This is a genomic window from Desulfobacca acetoxidans DSM 11109, assembly GCF_000195295.1.
GTDB classification, from domain to species: domain Bacteria; phylum Desulfobacterota; class Desulfobaccia; order Desulfobaccales; family Desulfobaccaceae; genus Desulfobacca; species Desulfobacca acetoxidans.
Genome location: NC_015388.1, coordinates 1,526,996 through 1,547,658 on the forward strand (window position 1 = coordinate 1,526,996; position 20,663 = coordinate 1,547,658).

General features: G+C 54.3%; 13 protein-coding genes. All 13 read left to right on the top strand.

What is annotated here, in order from left to right; genetic code table 11:
- The first annotated feature begins 113 nt into the window (after positions 1–113).
- The 13 genes from DESAC_RS16270 (at position 114) to DESAC_RS06695 (ending at position 20,393) form a co-directional block, all read left to right on the top strand.
- The gene (locus DESAC_RS16270) at positions 114–1,103 is read left to right on the top strand and encodes a polysaccharide biosynthesis/export family protein (RefSeq protein WP_013706298.1); all 990 of its coding nucleotides are present in this window, start codon (positions 114–116) and stop codon (positions 1,101–1,103) included.
- 43 nt (positions 1,104–1,146) lie between these two features.
- The gene (locus tag DESAC_RS06620) at positions 1,147–1,749 is read left to right on the top strand and encodes a hypothetical protein (RefSeq protein ID WP_013706299.1); all 603 of its coding nucleotides are present in this window, start codon (positions 1,147–1,149) and stop codon (positions 1,747–1,749) included.
- Between the two features lie 41 nt (positions 1,750–1,790).
- Entirely contained in the window at positions 1,791–3,260 is a 1,470-nt protein-coding gene (locus DESAC_RS06625) for a GumC family protein (protein ID WP_013706300.1), read from the top strand.
- 1 nt (position 3,261) lies between these two features.
- On the top strand, positions 3,262–4,731 hold the full coding sequence (locus DESAC_RS06630) for an O-antigen ligase family protein (RefSeq protein WP_013706301.1): 1,470 nt from the start codon (positions 3,262–3,264) through the stop codon (positions 4,729–4,731).
- A gap of 7 nt (positions 4,732–4,738) precedes the next feature.
- Positions 4,739–6,307, top strand: a complete 1,569-nt coding sequence (locus DESAC_RS06635; RefSeq protein ID WP_013706302.1) for a flippase — start codon at positions 4,739–4,741, stop codon at positions 6,305–6,307.
- A gap of 28 nt (positions 6,308–6,335) precedes the next feature.
- A complete protein-coding gene (locus DESAC_RS06640; RefSeq protein WP_013706303.1) occupies positions 6,336–7,577 on the top strand; it encodes a glycosyltransferase family 4 protein in 1,242 nt (413 codons plus the stop codon).
- A 159-nt stretch (positions 7,578–7,736) separates the two neighbouring features.
- Complete coding sequence (gene asnB, locus DESAC_RS06645) at positions 7,737–9,638, top strand: asparagine synthase (glutamine-hydrolyzing) (protein WP_013706304.1); 1,902 nt, start codon at positions 7,737–7,739, stop codon at positions 9,636–9,638.
- A complete protein-coding gene (locus DESAC_RS06650) occupies positions 9,635–10,510 on the top strand; it encodes a glycosyltransferase family 2 protein (protein ID WP_013706305.1) in 876 nt (291 codons plus the stop codon). Before asnB ends, DESAC_RS06650 begins: the two co-directional genes overlap by 4 nt.
- A 6-nt stretch (positions 10,511–10,516) precedes the next feature.
- The gene (locus DESAC_RS06655; protein WP_013706306.1) at positions 10,517–11,290 is read left to right on the top strand and encodes a WecB/TagA/CpsF family glycosyltransferase; all 774 of its coding nucleotides are present in this window, start codon (positions 10,517–10,519) and stop codon (positions 11,288–11,290) included.
- A complete protein-coding gene (locus tag DESAC_RS06660) occupies positions 11,287–12,465 on the top strand; it encodes a glycosyltransferase family 4 protein (protein ID WP_013706307.1) in 1,179 nt (392 codons plus the stop codon). The genes DESAC_RS06655 and DESAC_RS06660 overlap by 4 nt, the downstream gene beginning before the upstream one ends.
- Positions 12,462–14,777 (top strand): alginate lyase family protein, encoded by a 2,316-nt coding sequence (locus DESAC_RS15180; protein ID WP_013706308.1) that lies wholly within the window; start codon positions 12,462–12,464, stop codon positions 14,775–14,777. Before DESAC_RS06660 ends, DESAC_RS15180 begins: the two co-directional genes overlap by 4 nt.
- Positions 14,774–16,654 carry an alpha-L-arabinofuranosidase family protein gene (locus tag DESAC_RS06690; protein WP_013706309.1) on the top strand — a complete coding sequence of 627 codons (1,881 nt, stop codon included), beginning with the start codon at positions 14,774–14,776 and terminating at the stop codon, positions 16,652–16,654. The genes DESAC_RS15180 and DESAC_RS06690 overlap by 4 nt, the downstream gene beginning before the upstream one ends.
- 562 nt (positions 16,655–17,216) lie before the next feature.
- Positions 17,217–20,393, top strand: a complete 3,177-nt coding sequence (locus tag DESAC_RS06695; RefSeq protein ID WP_013706310.1) for a cation-translocating P-type ATPase — start codon at positions 17,217–17,219, stop codon at positions 20,391–20,393.
- Positions 20,394–20,663: the final 270 nt, after the last annotated feature.

A 20,663-nucleotide genomic window follows, 5' to 3' on the forward strand; every position in this document is an offset into this window, starting at 1 on the left:
TTATTTAAGGGATTGTTGCCGACAGTTTTTTGAAATACCACCATCAGGTTGAACTCTCATAATACCGGGTTGGAGGCGGAGAAAAACGGCGATCCGGGGCGAGGGGTTTTACGATGCGGCATCGAATACTATTGATGTTGTTTCTGGGGATATTATTATCAGGTTGTTCGGGTCCGGACCGGATAGAGAGAAGGAGCTATCCGGATTTATCCGCACCACCTCCAGGTGCGGTAGTGGAAGAATCGTACCGCATCGGTTTGGGGGATGCCTTAGCCATTAAGTTTCTGCTCAATCCCGAACTCAATACCGAAGTCACCGTCCGTCCGGACGGCAAGGTCGTCCTGCCGCTGATCGGCGAGGTCGCGGTGAGTGGTTTGACCCTGGAGGAATTGCGGCAAACCGCCAGCACAAAATATCAGAACTTTGTAAATCAGAGTCGTTATGGGGAAGTATTAAAGGAAGGCGATTACTTCGACCTGCGTTTTATCTATAATCCGGAACTGAATATCGGAGTAAGAATCCCGTCTGACGGCTCGGTGTCGCTGCCGATGGTGGGGGAGGTAAAAGCAGCCGGACGGCAGCCGGAGGAATTGCGGCAGCAGTTAATCGCCTCTTACCGGAAATATATCAAAAAACCCGACATTGCCTTGTTGGTGGGCGATACAACGGCCAAAAAGATTCATTTCAAGAAGAGTTATCTAACGATTGCCCTTACCAAAGCAACGGCCCAGGAAGTATTCGTCGGAGGAGAAATTAACGCCCCCAAATTGATTAAGTTAGAAGGCCGCCTGACAGCAATTCAGGGGATTATGAAAGGTGGGGGGATCAAAGATAGCGGCGATCTCTCCCGAGTGGTTATCTTGCGCCGGGGATATTTTGAGAAGCCGGAGTGGATTCAGACTAATCTGGCCGAACCGCTGAAAGGCAACAGTATCTTAAACGACGTAGAATTGCGGGGGGGCGATGTAGTCATTGTTCCGAAAACCGGCATTGCCAAGCTGAACCAATACGTTCGGGAATATATCCGCGATCTGTTGCCGATACCCGGCAGTTTTGGTGTAAGCCTACAATATTATATTGAATATCCGGTATGGGCACCCTAGCTGGCCAACAACCTGAAACCGGTAACCAGAAACTTTATTTTCTATGTATCAATTGAGCCGGATCGGGAAAGGATTGTTAGGCTGCCTGTGTGGCTTAGGCCTGACGGCAGTCTGTTGCTGGGGGCAGGATTGGCTGCCGCCGCAGGAGATGAATCTGCCGCCCGGCGTGATTAATGTCGCCTTGCCTGATTTTGCCGACCAGATCGGGGGAGGCTACTATGGTTTGGCCAACCACGTTCCCGTGGAAGTCAGAGCCGACGCGGCGCCCGAGCAGCGTATCCGGATTGTGCGGTCACCGCATGCCATGCGGTTGTCGAACCGCAAGGAAGCCAGGTTTCAGATCCTACTGGGTAATGTGGAAACTGTCTGGTTCTGGCTGGAGGCTCCTCCGGTGCACGGTCAATGGCGGATCAGGATCACAGCGACGTATGCAGATAAATATCGAGAACCGATTTTTGGGGCCATACTCAAACCGGATATCATCCAGTACTGCTACGTTCCTCCGCATGGTCTGTTGGATATTCAGATCTCGTCCATAGAGCAGACCTTTAGGCTGAGTAAGAAATTTCTCTTCACTATGGCGCCGACGCAAATCGTTTTATGGAGAGACGCCTTACCGTATCCGCGGCGGGAATTTTGGGATTAATGGCATCGGAGGCAGGTGGTTAGCATGATGGAGATCGTACTATGGATGTAAAAATTACCGGACGTCTGCTTATCTTTAGCCTTTTCAAACGGCAAAAAATGATCCTGCACCTCATTCTCATCATGCTGCTGACGATCATTTTGGGGAGTCTCTTTCTGCCACCTACCTACGAAGCGGCGACGGCGGTGATGGTGCAGGGTCGGATCAATCAGGAAATCCTGATGCCCTTGCCGCGGGCCGACAGCAGCCGTACGGTGATGATGAACCCCAAGGAGGAGGTGAATACCGAAATCGAGATCGTCAAAAGCCGTCCGGTGATGGAAAAGGTGGTCAAAACACTCAAGCTGTATGACCGGCCGATCATTCAGGAAACCGGCTTTTTCGGAACCGTGCGCACCATTATACGGAAGGTCCGCAGCGCCTTTACCTGGGTTTTGACGAAAATCGGTCTCGTTTCCGCTCCGACGGAGGAGCAGGCCATTGAAATGGCGGTGTTGAAATTACAGAAAGCTTTAAGAGCCGAGCCTGCTGCTGAATCTCAGATTGTTCGCCTGAAATATCGCGACCGGGATCCGGTCATGGCAAAGAAAGTGGTCAATACGGTGACCTCGGATTATCTCCGGCAACACATGATGATCAATTTAAATAAGGCGCAGTGTTCATTTTTCGCCGAACAGATCGACATCGTCAAGGCAGATTTGAAAAAATTGCAGGACCAGCTCGTTCAACTTAAGGAGAAAACCGGCCTCCTGGCGTTTGAGGAGCAGAGCCGGCTGATTTTGAAGCAGTTAGATACCTATGAGACGGCGCGCACCAGCATTCAGAAGGAAATTATTAACATTAAAGCGAAGATTGAAAAGATTCAGGATCTGCGCCGAACGAATCCGAAGCTGTTAATTCCACTACCGGAAATTGCCCAAGATGTCCAGGTGCAGGATCTGGAGAACAAGCTTATTAATATGCAATATCAATTGAATTCGGTCAATCAGCGCTACACTGGCGCCAGCCGGCAGGTTGAGACCGCGTCATCTCAGATCAAAGAGTTGGATAAACAGATACGCCAGCAGGTGAATCAGATCTTGGACCGGGAGTTGGCCAAACTCAAAGCCCTCGAAGCCGAAAAACAGGCAGTGGAGGAAACGGTTGCCTCGCTCAAGAAGGAGATTGAACGGCTTCCGGCCCAAGAAGTGGCGCTGAGCAATCTCAACAGAGAAATCGATACGAAACAAGAGACTCTGGCAATCCTGTGGAAAAAATATCAAGACAGTCTTATTGCCCAAAATACTGACGAGCGCCTGGATAACGTCAAGGTGGTCAGTTTCGCCGCCACTCCTTTGAAGCCGGTGAGTCCCAATCTGGTGTTGAACACCATTCTGGGACTGGTTCTGTCAGTGGTAGTGAGTTTAAGCGTCGCCTTTTTCCTGACCTATTGGGACGATACCATAAACCTGCCGGAAGACGTGGAGCGCTACCTGAATCTGCCGGTATGCGCTTCTATTCCCGAACTCTAGTATGGACTCGGTGTTAGGTCAGAAATTAACGGGTTTTCGGCAGTTTTCCGGACGATGGCAGTTCTGGTTGGGAATGATCCTCGGGGCTGTTTTTTTGGCGATTTCGGAGTTGGAGTTTGCCTGGTTCACCGTTTTATTTTTAGGCCTGCTTATCGGTTTCATTTCTTTAGCTTTTCATGACAAGAAGCAATTCTCGCTTATTATCCTAGTAATTTCCCTCCCTATAATTATAGACATAAATCTTTATTATCAGCCGAGCGCCGTCAGCCACTCAACCTATGGCTTTCAGGTCATTCTGTTTACCATTCCGCTCTGTGTCCTTTATCTCATCTGGATAATGCGGGCTATTGAGGGGAGGGAGTCCCCGGACATTGCTTCCCCTGGACTATTGGCCCTTGCCTTTTTGTGGTGTTCCTGTGCTGTCTCCGTGTGGTTCTCATCGAACCGGCTGTATGGAGTTTTTGATCTCTGGGCGCTCTTCTCATCGGTGCTGCTCTATATATACGTCGCCAATCAGGTGCGGAAAAGGCAGGAGTTGGTCTTAGTCGCCGTGGTAACAGTGATAAATGTCGCCGTCCAGGGGATTCTTGCCTTACTGCAGTATCTGACCGATTCCAATCTCGGTTTGGATTTTTTCGGGGCTACGAAGGCATTAAGGGATTACACCAGTCTGGCGGCGCTCTCCCGAGCCGGGGGTACTCTGGGTCATCCCAATTCTCTGGCCTTGTTTTTTGATTTAACCCTGCCTTTAACCTTCAGCCTGCTTTTCCACCCCATGAAATTCGGGCGGAAGTTCCTGTTGTTGCTGGCTTTTACTGCTGGGCTGGCGGGATTAACCGCTACCCTGTCGCGTGGCGGCATCCTGGCGGTCGGTCTCGCCAGCATTACCCTGTTGCTGATTCACTTCTTCCGTCGCTTTGGGCTAGCCCAAGCCGTGGTTTATGTGGTGTTAGTATTAGTGGTGGCCTCGGGACTGATTCTGGGAACTTCCAATCCGATCGAAAGGCGACTTTTTCAACACGATTACGGTACTGCCTACGGGCGCATTCCTCATCTTCTGGTGGCAATAAATGTTATCCGGGCCAATCCCCTCTTCGGCGTCGGTTTGAACAATTATTGCGAAGCGGCGCCGGAATTCGACAACACCCCGCAACAGATCATGGCCTACTGGCAGGCACCGGCTCACAATTTATATCTGTTTATCGCCAGCGAAATAGGTTTGGTGGGTTTGATATGGGTCGTTGTCTTTACTTTCGCCGTAGTTAAAGCCCTCTGGCCATCCCTCAGATCGCCAGACTCATTTGTCCGATGTCTGAGCCTCGGGGTATTGCTGGGGCTGATAGCCTTCTTCATTCATGGTCAATTTGATTATGCCAACTGGACCCATTTCTCGACACTCTGGTTTATGTTCGGTGTGGCGGCGGCCCTGGGCCGTTTTGGCGCCCGGGATGAAGTGATTGAGTCCGTCTGAGCCTCATTTGAAACCATCTGATGAGTTAACCGATGATTTTTCCAGATCGTCCCGCCTGGTCCGCAACGGCGTCTTCCTGATTAGCATCGAGCTGGGGAGCAAGGTATTAGGACTGTTTTTCTTCGTCATGTTGGCGCGTTATCTGGGCGCCAGGGAGCTGGGCTTATACGCTTATGCCGGTACTTTGGCCAATCTGTTTGTCCTGTTGCCGAAGTTTGGCTTTGAAAGTTTGGTGCAACGGGAGGTGGGGCGAGAGAAGGGGACAGCCTGGGAGTATTTTCGCCTGATTAGTATGCTGAAATTGATTCTGTCCTTAACCGCTCTGCTGGCGTTGGCACTCGTGTTGTTTTTAGTCCTTCCCAGAGCCGAGCGCTTCGTGGTGCTGTTGGTCGGCTGCTTCGTTTTTTCGTATTCCTTTTTAGAGTATGTCGATTCCTTTTTCCGGGCCTTGGAGCGGTCGGAGTTTGAAGTATTGGTGCGGCTCTGGTTTTCTCTGCTCAATCTGGCGGTGGGGGTCTATCTCCTTGCCGCCGGTTGGGGGCTGAGTACCGTTGTCTTAGGCCAGTTAGTATGCGTGCTGTCGGCCTTGGTGTTGGCTATGGCGGTCTTACGTCGCATTGCTTATGTGCCTTGCCAGCCCAGGAGGGGAATGGGGGCGGTTTTCAGAAACAATGTTTCGGGCGCATCTGGTTCTCTTCCCGCAGAAAACTGGGCCGGATGCATGACAGCCGGTCTCGGCAACGGCTTCCGGGAGTATCTGATCAAGGCGGCTCCTTTTGCCGGTATTGTAACGGCTCTGTATTTCAGTAACCAGATGGGGATTTTGATGTTGTCCTTTTTTGCCGATAAGACATCTGTGGGTTATTTATCGGCGGGGTTGCGTCTGTTTGACAACCTGACGCTCATTCCGGCAGCCGTGATGGGCGCCTTTCTGCCGGTGGTGAGCCGCTATTATCGCACCTCTATCGGCGCCTTCACAACCACGCTGCGCTTTACGGTTAAATATTTATTTATTTTATCAGCGCCGTTAGCAGTCGGCATGTATTGCCTTGCCCCGCAACTTACCGTATCCCTCTTTGGCGAGAGCTTTTTGCCGACCGCAGCGGTATTTAAAATACTGAGTCTGGCTTTGATTTTCAGCTTCTGGAATTATTTGGGAGACAATATGCTCATCGCCCGGAACCGGGAAAAAAGGTTGCTGCGACTGACCTGGTTGGGGGCGCTTATCCATATAACCGCCAATCTGCTTCTCATTCCGTTATTCGGTTATCTTGGAGCCGGATTGGCCACCCTGGCAACGCAATTACTCTATTTTATTGTATTATTTAGATTTATAAGGCGTTATCTGAGCATTGCCGGCCTGATCCGGCTTATTTGGGGCCCCAGCCTGGCGGCGGCAACCATGGGAGCCTCGGTTCTATGGCTGCAGGACCTGTATCTTGGAGTGGTGGTGCCGATCGGCATAGTGGTGTACATGCTCATATTGTTGATTTCCAAGACGATAACTGCCGGTGAACTGGCCAGCTTTAAGGAAATCTGGCGGTTTCGCCGGATGAAAACCGGCATCGTGGGATAATCAGCCGCTTCATTGAAGGAAATGTCCTGTGTGCTCCGCTGACAAAAAAAAGGCCCTCTCCAGACCTCCTCGGGTGATCGCCTATGTAGGGCGAATTTTGCCCACTCTGTCGGAGACCTTTGTCGTACGCGAGATTGCCGCCCTAGTGAGATTAGGAGCGACGGTTGAGCTCTTCAGTCTCTACCCGCCGGAATCGTTGGCCGTTCACCCGGAAACCAGGGGTCTCAATCTAAACGTCACGACGATTTTCTGTCCCAGGTGTCCCTTCTTCTGGCTGGCGCAGGTATGGTACGCGGTTGTCCACCCTCGCCGCTACTGGGGTTGTTTCTGGCGTTACGTCCTGGTCGTTAGAGTTTCCTGGCGGGACCGCCTCAGGAGCCTGCTCTATTTTGTGGCGGCGCCGTATGCCGCCTGGAGTCTGCATTGCCGGAGGGTGACTCATATCCACGCGCATTTTGCCAACTCTCCCGCCAGCCTGGCGTTGATGGCGGCTCACCTGGCCGATCTGCCATTCAGTTTCATGGCGCATGCCTATGATGTCTTCGTTGACACGCTGCTGTTGCCGGAAAAGCTGAAAGCGGCCAAGTTCGCCGCCACGTGCAGTTTTTTCAACGTCAACTACCTCAAGGCTCATTTTCCGGCAGCGCCGGCGGCCCGTCTGGAGGTAATCCGTTATGGCCTGGATCCGGTTGCTTTCCCACTGCGGGAACAACCGAAAAACCGGATACCGTTGCTTTTGGGAGTGGGTCGGTTGGTTGAGACCAAGGGATTTCACACCCTGATTGAAGCCTGTGCCCGGTTGCGCGATGAGGGAGTGGCAGTAGACTGCCGCATCATCGGGGAGGGCCCTGAATTACCGCGATTAAGGCAGATGATTAAAGCCCGCCAGGTATCCGACAGGGTCACCCTCCTGGGCAAACGGTTGCCTCAGGAGGTGAAAGGGTATTATGCCGAAACGGATATCCTGATCATGCCCAGTTGTGTACGCCACAACGACCGCGACGGCATTCCCAATGTGTTGTTAGAGGCCATGGCGATGGGTATTCCGGTGATATCCACATATGTCTCAGGTATCCCGGAATTGGTGCGTCATCAAGAAACCGGCCTGCTGGTGCCGCCAGATGATCCGGTGGCGCTGGCCGCAGCCATAAAAACCCTGTTGGCCGATCCTGGTCTGGCTCAAAAAATGGCATGCCAGGGGCGGGTGCTGGTGGAAAGGGAGTTTAATATTTATCACAGTGCCGCCAGCTTGCTGGAGTTATTCGACTAATGCTCACTGCCGATCGGTTGCCCGCGAACCATGAAAATCATTTGCCGGTAGCACAGGTTTTCTAACCTGTTCAGAAGATATTTTTTTGTTAACTTGGAACTTGGAACTGCGGCGGGAGGAGCTTCACTTTTCCGCCCAAGGGGCTGACTGGAGCGGGTGATGTGCGGCATCTGTGGGATCATAAATCGGGACGGCCAGCCGGTGGAAAAGGGGGTGCTGCAACGCCTGAGCTCAGTACTGCGCCATCGCGGTCCCGATGATGAGGGCTACCATTACGAGCCTGGCGTCGGTCTGGGTTTTCGGCGGTTAAGCATCATTGATCTGAGCGGCGGTCGGCAACCGATGACCAATGAAGATCAGACCGTTTGGGTGGTTTTTAACGGGGAGATTTATAATTTCAAAGAATTACGCCTCCTGCTGCAAACCTATGGCCATGTCTTCCGCACCGCTTCGGACACTGAAGTCATTGTGCATGGGTTTGAGCAATGGGGCGAGGACGTCGTGCACCATTTAAACGGCATGTTCGCCTTCGCCGCCTGGGACAGTCGTTCCCGGCGGCTCCTGTTGGCCCGTGATCGCTTAGGCATCAAGCCTCTGTTCTACTCCCTGATTGACGGCTCCCTGGCCTTTGCCTCGGAAATCAAAAGTCTCCTGCTCTGGCCGCAATTAGACCCGGCCATCAACGACCGCGGGGTGTTTGAATATTTTTCCCAACATTTTGTCCCAGGGTCCGAGACTTTCTATTCCCATATTCATAAACTGCAGCCTGCCGAGATGCTGCGTTTGGCCGATGGTGACGTCAGGCTCAGGAAATACTGGCATCCTCAAGTCATCCCCAACGCTAAACAATCTGTGGCTGATGCCGTTGACGAATTGCGCCAGCGGCTTCTAGCCGCGGTCAAGATGCAGTTGGTGGCCGATGTCCCCTTGGGAGTCTTCCTCTCCGGAGGGCTTGACTCGAGCGCGGTGACGGCTGCCATGGGCCAGGCGGGGGTGCAGGAAATTCGTTCCTTTAATATCGGTTTCGATGTCAAGCGCTATGACGAAACCGATTTTGCCCTCCAGGTGAGCCAACACCTGGGAACCAGGCACGAGAGTTTTCGCCTGAACGAATGGCCTACCAGCATCCTGCCGAAACTGCTCTGGCACCTGGACGAACCGATGGCAGACGCTACTATCATTCCTACCTACATCCTGTCCTTAATGACCAGGCGCCACGTCACTGTTGCCCTGAGCGGGGAAGGGGGGGATGAGCTGTTCGCCGGTTATACACACTATCAGGGGATGAAGCTCAACCGCCTCTTGCAGTTTTTTCCCGTTAGCTGGCGGCGTCTGGGGGTGGCATGGCTGAAGCATCTCCCTTACGGCGGTTCAGCTCGAACCGGCTATTTTCTGGACCGCCTGGCCCGGATTGTTTCGAGTTCCTTTTTTCCTTTATTCGAGGGTTATACCCGGAAGGTGGCGTTTTTCAGTCCTGAAGAGCAGCAGCTTCTGTTTTCACCGGCCTTTCAAGAAAAGATGGCCCACTTTCCTTATTTGAGCGCAGTCCGGCGGATACCCCAAGATCACCCGGAGCTGGATGCCGTCAGCCAAGCCAACCTAACGGATCTCCTCATTTATCTTCCGGAGGACATGTTGGTCAAAGTCGACCGCATGAGCATGGCCGGTTCTCTTGAAGTCCGGGTTCCTATCCTGGATCATACCCTGGTGGAGTTTGCCCTGAGCCTGCCGTTCTCTTTCAAAATGAAGGGGTTGGAGACCAAATATATCTTGCGCCGGGCTCTGCAACCCTGGCTGCCGGCGAGCATTTTACAGCGGCGCAAACGGGGATTTAATCCACCCCTGGAATTCTGGCTGCAAAAAGGCCTGGTAGAATACGCCCGGGAGCAGGAGATGATGGCGACCGTGGCGGCCTGCGGCTATTTTAACCCCGATTACATACAACTGCTCATTGACGCCCATGTAAGTGGCCGGCGCAACTACGCCCGCCAGTTGTGGTCGATCCTTGTGTTCGCCCTCTGGTGGCGCCGGATCAGGGGGAAAGGAGAATGTCCGGTATGAACCGCCGTCTGGTAGTCATTAGTCCCTGCCGGGATGAGGCCAGATTTCTTGAGGGGATGGTGCGCTCGGTAATCAATCAAAGCATCCGGCCGGTTGCCTGGATTGTGGTGGATGACGGCAGTCAGGATGACTCCTTCAAGATCATTTCCCGCCATGCCGCCCTGCATCCCTGGATCAGGCCCGTCCGCCGGGAACGGAGCGGCCAGAGGCAGCTTGGACCCGGTGTGGTCAACGCCTTCCGGGCCGGATTGGCAGTTTTAAGTGAGACCGATTACGAGGTAATTGCTAAATTAGACTGTGATCTGGAGTTCGGGCCGGAATGTTTTGCGATGATTCTCAAACATTTTGATGACTCCAGGGTTGGGATAGCGGGAGGCACTACCTTTCTTAAGGTAGATGGCCGCCTCGTATCAGAGCGTTATGTCACGTATCATGTCCCAGGCGCCGTCAAGTTCTACCGTCGGGAATGTTTTGTGGATATCGGTGGTCTGCAGCCTGTGTATGGCTGGGATATCCTCGATGAGACCGATGCCCGGCGTCATGGTTGGACTACCATAAGCGATCCCGGCATTGTATTTATGCACCATCGCCTGCAAGGCTCCTCCTTCGGGGCGGTTCAGGGCAAGGTTATCTGGGGACGGGGGGCGTATGTCATCGGCAGCCATCCCCTCTTTGCCCTGGCCCGGGGTCTCTTCAGGTTGTGGGAGCGACCCTGGATCATCGGTGGACTGGCCTTTATCTGGGGATATTATTCCAGTTATTTCAATAAGCAGATCAAAAGGGTGCAAGATCAGGAGTTCATCCGTTACCTGAGGCGGGAGCAACTTTATCGACTGACGCATGGGAACCGCCTTCCCCCTAACCCCGTTTGAGGAACTATGACAGGACCTGCGGTTTCTATCCTTGGTGTAGAGGTGGGATGCTACACCCTGACAACTCTCCTGACCCGGGTGCAGGAGCTGCTTCAGGCCTCCGGCTGCAGTTATATCTACGGCGTCAACGCCCACACGTTAAACCTTGCAGCCGTAGATCGCGAGTTCCTGCAGATAGTTGCCGGGGCCGAAGCGGTATACGCCGACGGTGCTTCCCTGCGGCTGGCAGCCCGGGTATTGGGTCGGCACCTGCCGGCAAAGATCACCACCACCGATCTGTGGCCCGAGATGTGCCAGTTGGCCGTCGAAAAAGACTGGAAATTCTATCTTTTGGGAGGAGAGCCCGGATTGGCGCGGCGGGCCGGACTCCAGGCCGGTCAGCAATTCCCCGGTTTACAGATTGTCGGCACCCATGATGGCTATACGGATATTTTCAGCCCACAGACGGCAGCGGCCATCAACGCGGCGCAGCCGGATGTCCTCTGGGTGGGGATGGGAGACCCGCTCCAAGGGTATTGGGCCAAGGTTATGCGGCCGCAGCTTCAGGTGAAAGTGATCATCACCTGCGGGGGGATGTTCAAGATTGTGTCTGGCGAGCTCAAGCGTCTTCCCCGATCCTGGCGAGAACGCGGCTTTGAATGGCTGTATCGGCTCTGGCAGGAGCCCCAGGCCTGGCGGCGTTACCTCGTGGGTCTGCCGCTTTTTGGCCTGAGGGTGCTCTCCCAGAGACTTACCCAGGCGTCGAACCGGTTGCCGGGTTCCGGTGAGCGACATCGATGAGGATCTCCTACTTTAATTATCATCACGACATCCAGGGTATGACCCAGGGTGCGGCGGTACAGATTCAGGCCCTAACAAAGGGGTTGGAGCAATTAGGCCACCAGGTGGACCTGCGATTTCTGGCGGCGTATCATCAGGGAGAAACCGCCGCCCCGCCGACCCTGAAAAACATTCGCTGGCTGCGGCGCTATGGCCATGTCCCCCGGTTGTTGGCCCGCAACATCTCCTTCTACCGGCGCGAGCTCGACTATCTAAGGAAATTCCGGCCTGATGTGGTTCTTGCAGTAAGCTCGTATGGCACGATTTCAATGGCGTCCTCGTCCCGTCGGTTGGGACTTCCCCTGGTCCTCTTTTGTGAAGCGCCTTTGGAATATGAGTACTCCCTCTTCCTAAGGCAGTATTATTCCTATCCCTGTCTGGGGCGCTGGCTGGAAGGCGTTACAGTCCGCCAGGCGCGACGGGTTGTCTGTATCTCCGAAGTCTTAAAGGGTTACCTGATGCGCTATGGCGCCCCGGCAGTGAAGTTTGCCGTTATACCAAACGGGGTGGACCACCACCGCATCAGGCCGCAAACTCCTGATCAAGAGCTGCAACTTGCCCTGGGACTGCAAAAAAAACTTGTCATCGGGTTCGTGGGCTCGTTTCAGTTCTTTGCTCAGTTGGATAATTTTGTTAAACTGGCTCAAACCATATGTAATGACTATCCCGAGGTGGTCTTCTTGTTTGTCGGCGGCGGAGAAACCGCCCAGACTTTGCAGCGGCTCAACCAGACAGTCCAGCCGGCGCCGCGCTTTCAGTTTGTTGGCCTGGTGGCTCATGGTTTGATCCCCAGGTATTTAAGTCTGATGGATATCGTGGTCAGTCCCTACCGGGGCGATTACCTTTTTTATGGCTCATCTATGAAGTTGTTGGAATACCTGGCCGCCGGCAAGGCGGTGTTAGCGCCGGCCCTGGGACAGATCAAGGAGGTGGTGCAGGACGGCTATAACGGCATGCTCCATGAGCCGGATGACTGGGTGGGGATGGCCGAGAAATTGAAGCTGCTCATCCGGGATTCCCAACTTCGCCAGTATTTGGGAGCCAACGCCCGCCGCACTATCGAGGCAGGGTGGACCTGGGAGCATCAGGCTAAACGTCTGGCAAAGGCCCTCACCCAAGTTTTAGTCTCATCATGAGCCGCTGGCGCCGTTTTCTGGCCAATCCCTATAAACTGCACGTCCTTAAGGCATTGCTGGCCGGCAACCATCGTCAAAAGCGGGCACGGCGCCACCTTAAAAACCTCACTCCGGCAACGTTGGATCAGGTGTTGCGGAGCAGCGGCAGTTCGGTCTCATATCTTCGGGAACGCCGCCACCCCGCTTTTTACTTCGACTTCGACAACATTCCCAAGATTATTGACGCTATTCCGGACAATCAGAGGCAGCGGACCATTAAACGGGCCAAGCGACAGGCCGTCGAGAAGATTTTTCGTTTTCGCGGCAGCAAGCCGGTAATTTTTTTGGAAGGGTTTGACTGGTGGTATGCAATTGACCGCGACCTGGACTGGAACCGGGACTTGCATCGCCTGGACTGGCTGGTTGACGCCCTGTTGGCATCGTATTACACCGGGGAAGAACGCTATGCCGCCGCCGCCGGTCAGGCTATCTGCCATTGGTGGCAGACAAATCCCCCCGGCACCGGACCCTGGTCCGAACCTTTCGAAGTGTCGCAGCGGGCTAATACCTTAAGCTGGCTCCTCTTTTTGGGGCTTCGGTCACCGTGTTTTCCCGCCGCCGCTTTGGAATGCACCCTCTGCGCCATCCTGGCCAGCGGCATCTGGCTGGAAACCACCTTGGAGTTTCAAACTCCCAATAATCATCTTCTTATCGAAATTATCCGACTATATCAATTAAGCATACTACTGCCGGAATACCCGGCAGCCGCGCAATGGCAGCAGTTAAGTGTGAACCTTCTGGCTCAGGAAGTTGAGCGTCAGGTATTATCGGATGGGTTCCATTGTGAGCTGTCGGTTTTTTATCACCGTCTGGTCCTCGAGGCCCTGCTCGAAATGATTGCTCTGGCCCACAGGAATAATATGTCGCTTCCGGAGATTATTCCGGAACGCACCGCCCAGATGGTCCTGACGCTTTCCCGGCTGCGCCGCCCGGATGGCACCTATCCCCTTCTGGGCGATGGTTTTCAATCAGATATCCTGCTGCGCTATGATCTTGAGGTGGTGGGGGCAACTTTGCTCGGTAACGGTTATTCAGGCGGGGGGCCGAACGAAAGGACAATATGGCTCCTGAACGGCGTCTGGCCGCAGACCAACGCCTCCCGGCCGTCCGCGGCGCATTTCTGGCCGCAGGCGGGATATGCCGTTCTGAACCGTCCCTATCGTGGCGGGTTGAACCGGCTCATCTTTGACTGCGGCGATTTCGGATTAGCCGCGGCGCCCGGTCATGGCCACGCTGATTGCCTCGGAATAACCCTCGATCTAGCGGATCGCCCCATTTTGATTGATCCAGGGACCTACTCCTTCCAAGATCTGCATTGGCGGCAGGGATTTCGCGGCACTCGGGCGCACAACACCATGGTTATCGATAGCTGCGATCAGACCTACATCCCCGGGCTGTTCGGCGCTGGCCGGTTCGCCCGTCCCCGCCTTAACAGCGCCATCCTCAGCGGCGGACTGCGATTTTTTGACGCCAGTCACGATGGTTATCAGCGCTGCGGGGGATCGGTTCAGCACCGGCGCCTTCTTCTGGACCTGCCGGATATGGGTTGGCTGGTAATCGATCTTGTGACCGGTCAAGGGAGGCATGAGGTGGAGGAGCTTTGGCACTTTCACCCTGATATCCTGCTGCGAATCAAGTCCTCTCAGATTGCGGCCTGTATCGGCGACAGAGAGGTATGCCAGATATATCAACGGTCTTCATTCGAAACACTCTCAATGGTCGGATGTGGTATCTATGATCCGCCCTTGGGATGGCTGGCGGAAGAGGCAGGCCAGAAAATTCCCGCTCCGGTTCTAGTATCCTCCGGGACAGGAAATCTGCCTCTCCTAGTCGCCACACTTTTCGTCCCCGGCAGAACAAAAAAGAAAATATCCCTGCAGTTGAAAGAACTTGCCGGAAGTTGGGCGCTGGAGGCCAAAATAGGGGCAAACTCAGGTATTGCGTTGTTTAGTCCGGATAATGCGGCGGTGTTGGACTATCCGCCTTGGTCAGCCACGGGGCGGGTATTAGTCTGCCAGCAAACGCCGGATTGCGAAGCGATGATTCTTTCAGGCGGCGCAGCCGTCAGCCGAAAGAACAGCCTAACGCTCTCACTTCCACGGGAAAGCGGCGGTTTGTTGGTGAATCGAGAAAAGGGGGGCATTACGATATATGGAGATGTTCCCTTGCCCCTCGAGCTCTTCTGTCCGATTGAACTTCCGGTTGCGATCAATGGTGAGGCGGTGGCGGCGCGCTTTGACCGGAGGAGGCGGATGCTGCAGGTGTCGGGATGAAATTATTGCGGCTTTATCGGATTGTCTGCCGAAATTTGATCATGCTGGTGGTGGTGTGGTTGACTGCCAGTCCGGTTCATGGCGGCACTCAGGCACAGATCATCGTATCGGCAGCGGTTGACCCGAAGAAGATAATTAACCAGAAGTTGTTTGGCCATAATGTCCTGTTTGCCGGCAACGGTATGTGGGATGCCAGGCGGAATTATCTCGAGACCGAGGCGGAATGCCTGATCAAGATGCTTCAACCTTCGGTCCTGCGGTTCCCGGGGGGCGATATTTCCGACCTTTATATCTGGGAAGATGGTTTGGGGGTGTCCAATACATCCCTGGTAACTCCGCAGGATACTGATATTGCTCTCGAAGCCGAGCCGGATTGGACCGGCGTGCGGAATATCCGGATACTGGATCGCCACGATGGTAAATACGGGGATCTCGGATGCTTCAGTTTTCAGGATGGGGTTCTCTTGAGGGGTGTAGTCGGCCTCAAGGCGACGCACCCTCCCGGCGCTTCGGTACGTCCGGAAAAGCGCCTGGGCCAGCCGGAATGGTATTCTCATAGTTATGGTATCATGGAGCATCTGCAGTTGTGCGAATTGCTGGGCGCCGAACCCATAATCACGGTCAACTATGGCAGTGGCCTGAATAAAGACGGTAGGGTGAGTACTTACGTTTCCTTATCCCAAAAAGTTAAGCGCGCCGCTGCCTGGGTGGCCTTGGTGAACGGTAACCCGGAAGATCAACGGCTGCTCGGCATTGATGAAGAAGGCCGCGACTGGCGTACCATCGGGTATTGGGCCGGACTGCGAGTGGCTCGGGGGCGACCGGCGCCATACGGCGTTACCTATTGGGAGATTGGCAACGAGGTTTTTAACCGCCAGGCCATAGGTTTTTGTTCGGCCCAAACCTATGCGGCAGATTATCTCGAATTTGTCCGGGCCATGAAAACCGTGGACCCCACAATAAAAATCGGAGCGGTGGGATTGGCCGAGCCTCATGGCCGGGGGGATGCCGACCAGGAATTACCCTGGAATGAAACTATCCTACAAGGGGCAAAAAACCATCTCGATTTTCTGTCGGTGCATCTCTATTATCCCAGCGCCTCGGCCTGTCCGCATTCTTACCAGAGTCAGTGCTGGTTCATGGCCGTGATGGGAGCGGCCTCGCAAGCGATGGCCGATCTGAAGGAAATCCGGCGTTTGATCGATACGATCTATGGGCCTTCGGAGACGATTCCAATTGTCGTGTCCGAATACGGGGTGTGGCCGGCGGAATCAAAATCCGGAGGCGATTATGCAAATCTGGCTCGGGCATTGTATGACGCCGATCTGCTCATGGGGCTCATGACCGAGGGATCGGACCTCGGGGTTGACCTGGCGGCGGCCTGGAATATTCATGGCAATAACCCAACCGCAGCCATTCGCTTTGATTTTAACACTGAATCCAGAACCTTGCGGCCGCATTTCTGGGCCCAGCAACTACTCCGGAATTCCTTAGGGAACTGGATTTTGCCGGTTCAGGTGACCTGCCCGACGTTAGCCATCGGACGGCTGGGCAACGTCGGTCCTTTGTTGGCGGTTCCCGAGCTACAAGCTATGGCTACCCTTGACCTGCAGGGGCACCTGGCTCTTGCGGTCTTGAATCGTTCCCTGGTCAGCGGCCTGGAGGCCGACATCACCATCCGGGAGTATCAGCCACTACCCCTTGCCACGGTTCAATCCTGCCACGGAGACTCTCCTGCCGCCCATAATGAAAGAGAACCATGTCGGGTAAGGGTGCAGACTCGGGATTATTCCCACGTGGCCGAGAATTTTCAATATCATTTTCCCCCACATTCCTTGACTATCATTCATCTGCAACGTCAATCCGCACAGAAATAGTTCGGGATTGCTGCAATAATTCCTTAAAAAACGCAAGTTCATCAATTTATTAGATATAACACATCTTCTAGAGCCATTATATAATTAAATAACAATGCAGCGGGTTGAGGAAAATATGAAAGACAACCCCACCCTAACCCTCAATGCCGTTGAAATAAGACTGCCAACTTTTCTTCGGTCATTCTGAGCTGCCTCCGGCGGCGAAGAATCTCATGGAATATAGCAGGTTATATTCTTTACTCCGCTTAGCTCCGTTCAGAATGACAATCTTAACTCAACAGTATTGACCCTACCTCCCCCCCCCGTAAACGGGAGGGAACTTTCCCCCCCCCGTTTATAGGGGGATAAAGGGGGTAAACATAGTAGCGTACCTAAATCCTCAGAAAACTGAACTGTTGCAATATCTTGAGAATCGGGTTATGTTGGAACACATATCCCTAATGCTGATATACAAATACATCCAACTCATCCTTCTCGGATATCTACCGGCACGTTTCACGATACATCTTTCCGCCTTAACCATATCCCAGTCCTCTTTGGGGTTATCTGATTCTATGAAGCCATGTTAGTTCATAAGCTTTTATTGCCGGAAAATATCGAGCTGAATTTTAATCCCCCACCAGAAAAAATACTCAAGGCTCTCGTCAGGTTGGTCTACTCACGAGCGAAACTTGCGGTCGATTCCGGGACCTTCGAAGAAGAGGAATTGCACCTGCTCCATAGCTATCTGGGCGAAGGTCTGGCGATTCTTCATAACCTTTCCGAGGCCGTGGCGCAAACACTTCTAATACTGGTCCTGTCTCCCGCGGGGGTTGGATTGAACGGGCAGAGCTGTCAAGTGCTGGCGGTGCTGATCACGCCCCTGAAAGAAAGCGGTTCCCACTTCCAACTGCTTGCCAGGCTCACTGCCCTGTTGCGCAACCGCCGCTTACGCGAGGAATTGATGGCCAAAGAGAGCGCCACGGAGATCTGGCGGGCCATCAGGCGTGAGGAAGAATCAGGCTACGAAAATTACTGGGTGTTGTCCCGGGAAGAAATCCTGAAGGAACTCACCACCGGCTTCCAAGGTCTTTCCCCGGAGGAAGCCCGGCACCGTCTGGAAGAAATCGGTCCCAATCGCATCGCCCGAGTCCGCCGCCGCCCTCTCTTCCTGCGTTTTGGAACTAATTTCGTCAATCTTTTTGCTATCCTGCTCTGGGCCGCATCCGGCTTTGCCTACCTGGCGGGGATAAAGGAGTTGGCTGCGGCTATACCTCTGGTGATTCTGATCAATGCCATTTTCAGTTTCTGGCAGGAATATCGAGCTGAGAAGGCCATCGAGGTCCTGGGAAAATTGCTTCCCTCCAGGACTCGGGTTTGCAGGGGTGGGGAGGTCAGGGAAGTGGAGGCAGCCGAACTCGTCCCGGGTGACATCATTGTTCTGGAAGCGGGAGACCAGGTTCCGGCGGATTCCCGGCTCATCGAAGCCCAGGATTTCCGGGTGGACAACAGCGCCCTGACCGGAGAGTCGCGTCCGGCCTATAAAACTGCGGAGTCCGTGGAGGATGGCCAGGAATTTCTCTGGACCGAGATGCCCAACCTGGTTTTTGCCGGTACCGCTGCCCTCTCCGGCGTCGCCCGCGGGGTGGTGTTAGCCACCGGTATGGACACCCAGTTGGGCAACATCGCTGCCCTTACCCAGGAAGTGAAGGAAAAACCCAGCCCCTTGCAGCGGGAGATGCAGTTTGTAGTCAAAGTTCAGGCGGTAGTGGCTGTCACCATTGGCCTGCTTTTTTTTCTGGTGGCGGTTCTGACCGGCAAACTCGCCTTCTTTAACAGCCTGATCTTTGCCATCGGCCTGATCGTCGCCTTCGTACCCGAGGGATTGCTGCCCACCCTCACCCTGGCCCTGGCTATGGGCGTGCAGCGCATGGCCCGTAAGAATGCCCTGGTCAAAAGACTGTCAGCGGTGGAAACGCTGGGGGCGGCCACGGTTATCTGCACCGACAAAACCGGCACCCTCACCACCAACGAGGTTATGGTGGCCCATCTCTGGCTGGCAGGCAACCATTTAACCGTTACCGGCAGCGGCTTTAAACTTCCTGGAAGACTGGAACAAGACAACAGTCCCCTTTCTCCTCCTAAGCTCGGATCGCCGCTCCTGACCAGGATCAGCCATTGCGCCATCCTGTGCAATAACGCTTCGCTTAGCGCCGGGGACGAGAAGGTATCGGGTGACCCCACCGAGGCCGCCCTTTTGGTACTGGCTGCCAAGATCGGAAAGGATTTTGAAGCAATCCGCCGCAGCCAGCCGCGCCTCAAGGTCTTTCCGTTTGAGTCTGTCCGCAAGCGTATGAGCGTCCTCCACGCTGCGCCAGACGGCGGGGTGAGTTGCTGGGTGAAAGGGGCCCCGGAATCGGTGATCCCCCTGTGCACCACCATAACTGAATGGGATGGGCAGACCCGCCCGCTCACCCAACAGGATAGGGCCAGGCTGAGTCAGGAATTAAGCGAGATGGCCCAAAAGGGTCTCCGGCTCCTGACCCTGGCCTACAAACCGGTGGAAACCTTGGATCTGGGTCTGGAAGAAGCCGAGAGCAACCTTTCCTTTCTGGCAATAACCGGGATGGAGGACCCGCCGCGGCCGGAGGTTTCAGAAGCTATTGACAGGTGTCATAAGGCTGGCATCCGCATTGTGATGATCACGGGAGATTTTGGCGGCACCGCCGGCGCCGTGGCTTCCGAGATCGGTATGCGACTGGGGAAAGCTGCCATTCTCACCGGTGAGGAAGTCTCCCGCCTGTCCGAAGTCCAACTCCGAGGGTTGCTCAAGCGAAGTGGCGACAAGGTGTTTGCCCGTATCTCCCCGCAGGAGAAACTTCGAATCGTTGTGGCCCTGCTCAATCTGGGGGAGATTGTAGCCGTTACCGGCGATGGGGTTAATGACGGCCCGGCTTTGAAGGCTGCGGACATCGGGGTGGCCATGGGCCAGCGGGGCACCGAGGTGAGCAAAGAGGCCGCCAGTATCGTACTGACGGACGATAACTTCGCTACCATTGTCGCTGCCATTGAAGAGGGGCGAGCCGTTTATGCCAATATCAAGAAGTTCATCACTTACATTTTCAACAGCAATATTCCAGAGGCGGTGCCCTTTGTCCTGTTCGTGCTTCTTGGCATCCCGCTGCCTTTAAATATCATGCAAATCCTGGCGGTGGATCTGGGGACCGACCTCCTGCCAGGTCTGGCCCTGGGGGTCGAACCGCCGGAGCCGGGGATCATGAACCGTCCGCCCCGTTCCCGCCGGGATCGCCTCATAGATTGGCCCCTGGCCCGGCGCTTCACCTTTTTAGGGCTGTTGAACGCCGCCGCCGCCCTCTGTGCCTTTTTCTTTGTGTACCTGTCGGCCGGTTGGCGGCCGGGATTAGAGATGGCGGCCAGCGGTCCCCTCTACGAACGCGCCACTACTATGTGCCTGGCAGGGATTATCGCCTCCCAGATCGGCAATGGCCTGGCTATTCGCACCGACCGGGAATCCGTCTTTAAAGTAGGCCTGTTTTCCAACCGGCTGCTCATCGGCGGCATCGTCAGTGAGGTCCTTATTCTCCTGGCCTTGAGCTACCTACCCCTTCTACAGGGTATCTTCGGCACCGCTCCCCTCACCGGAAAGGACTTAATGTTCCTTCTCAGCTTTCCCCCAGTAATGCTGCTGGCCGATGAGCTGCGCAAGGCCTGGGGGCGCCGCCAGCATCAATCTCATTAGAAGCAGAGCGAAGGAGTTTTTAACCCGTCTAGCATTTGACTGATATACGTTTAAAAAAAAGCCTCGGCAGGATATGATTCGGTAGAATATGATAATGATGTTAGGAAAACGTCACTTTTAATTGCTAAAATATTAACTAGTTAGTGTTCATCCGGAAACTGTGGCGGTGCCCCTTGCAGCACAAAGGGAAAAGCGGAAATCTTGTTTGTGGAAGTGGGGTTACCCTGCCTCTACAATGGATAAGCCCAAAAAAAGGACTTCCTGGATGGA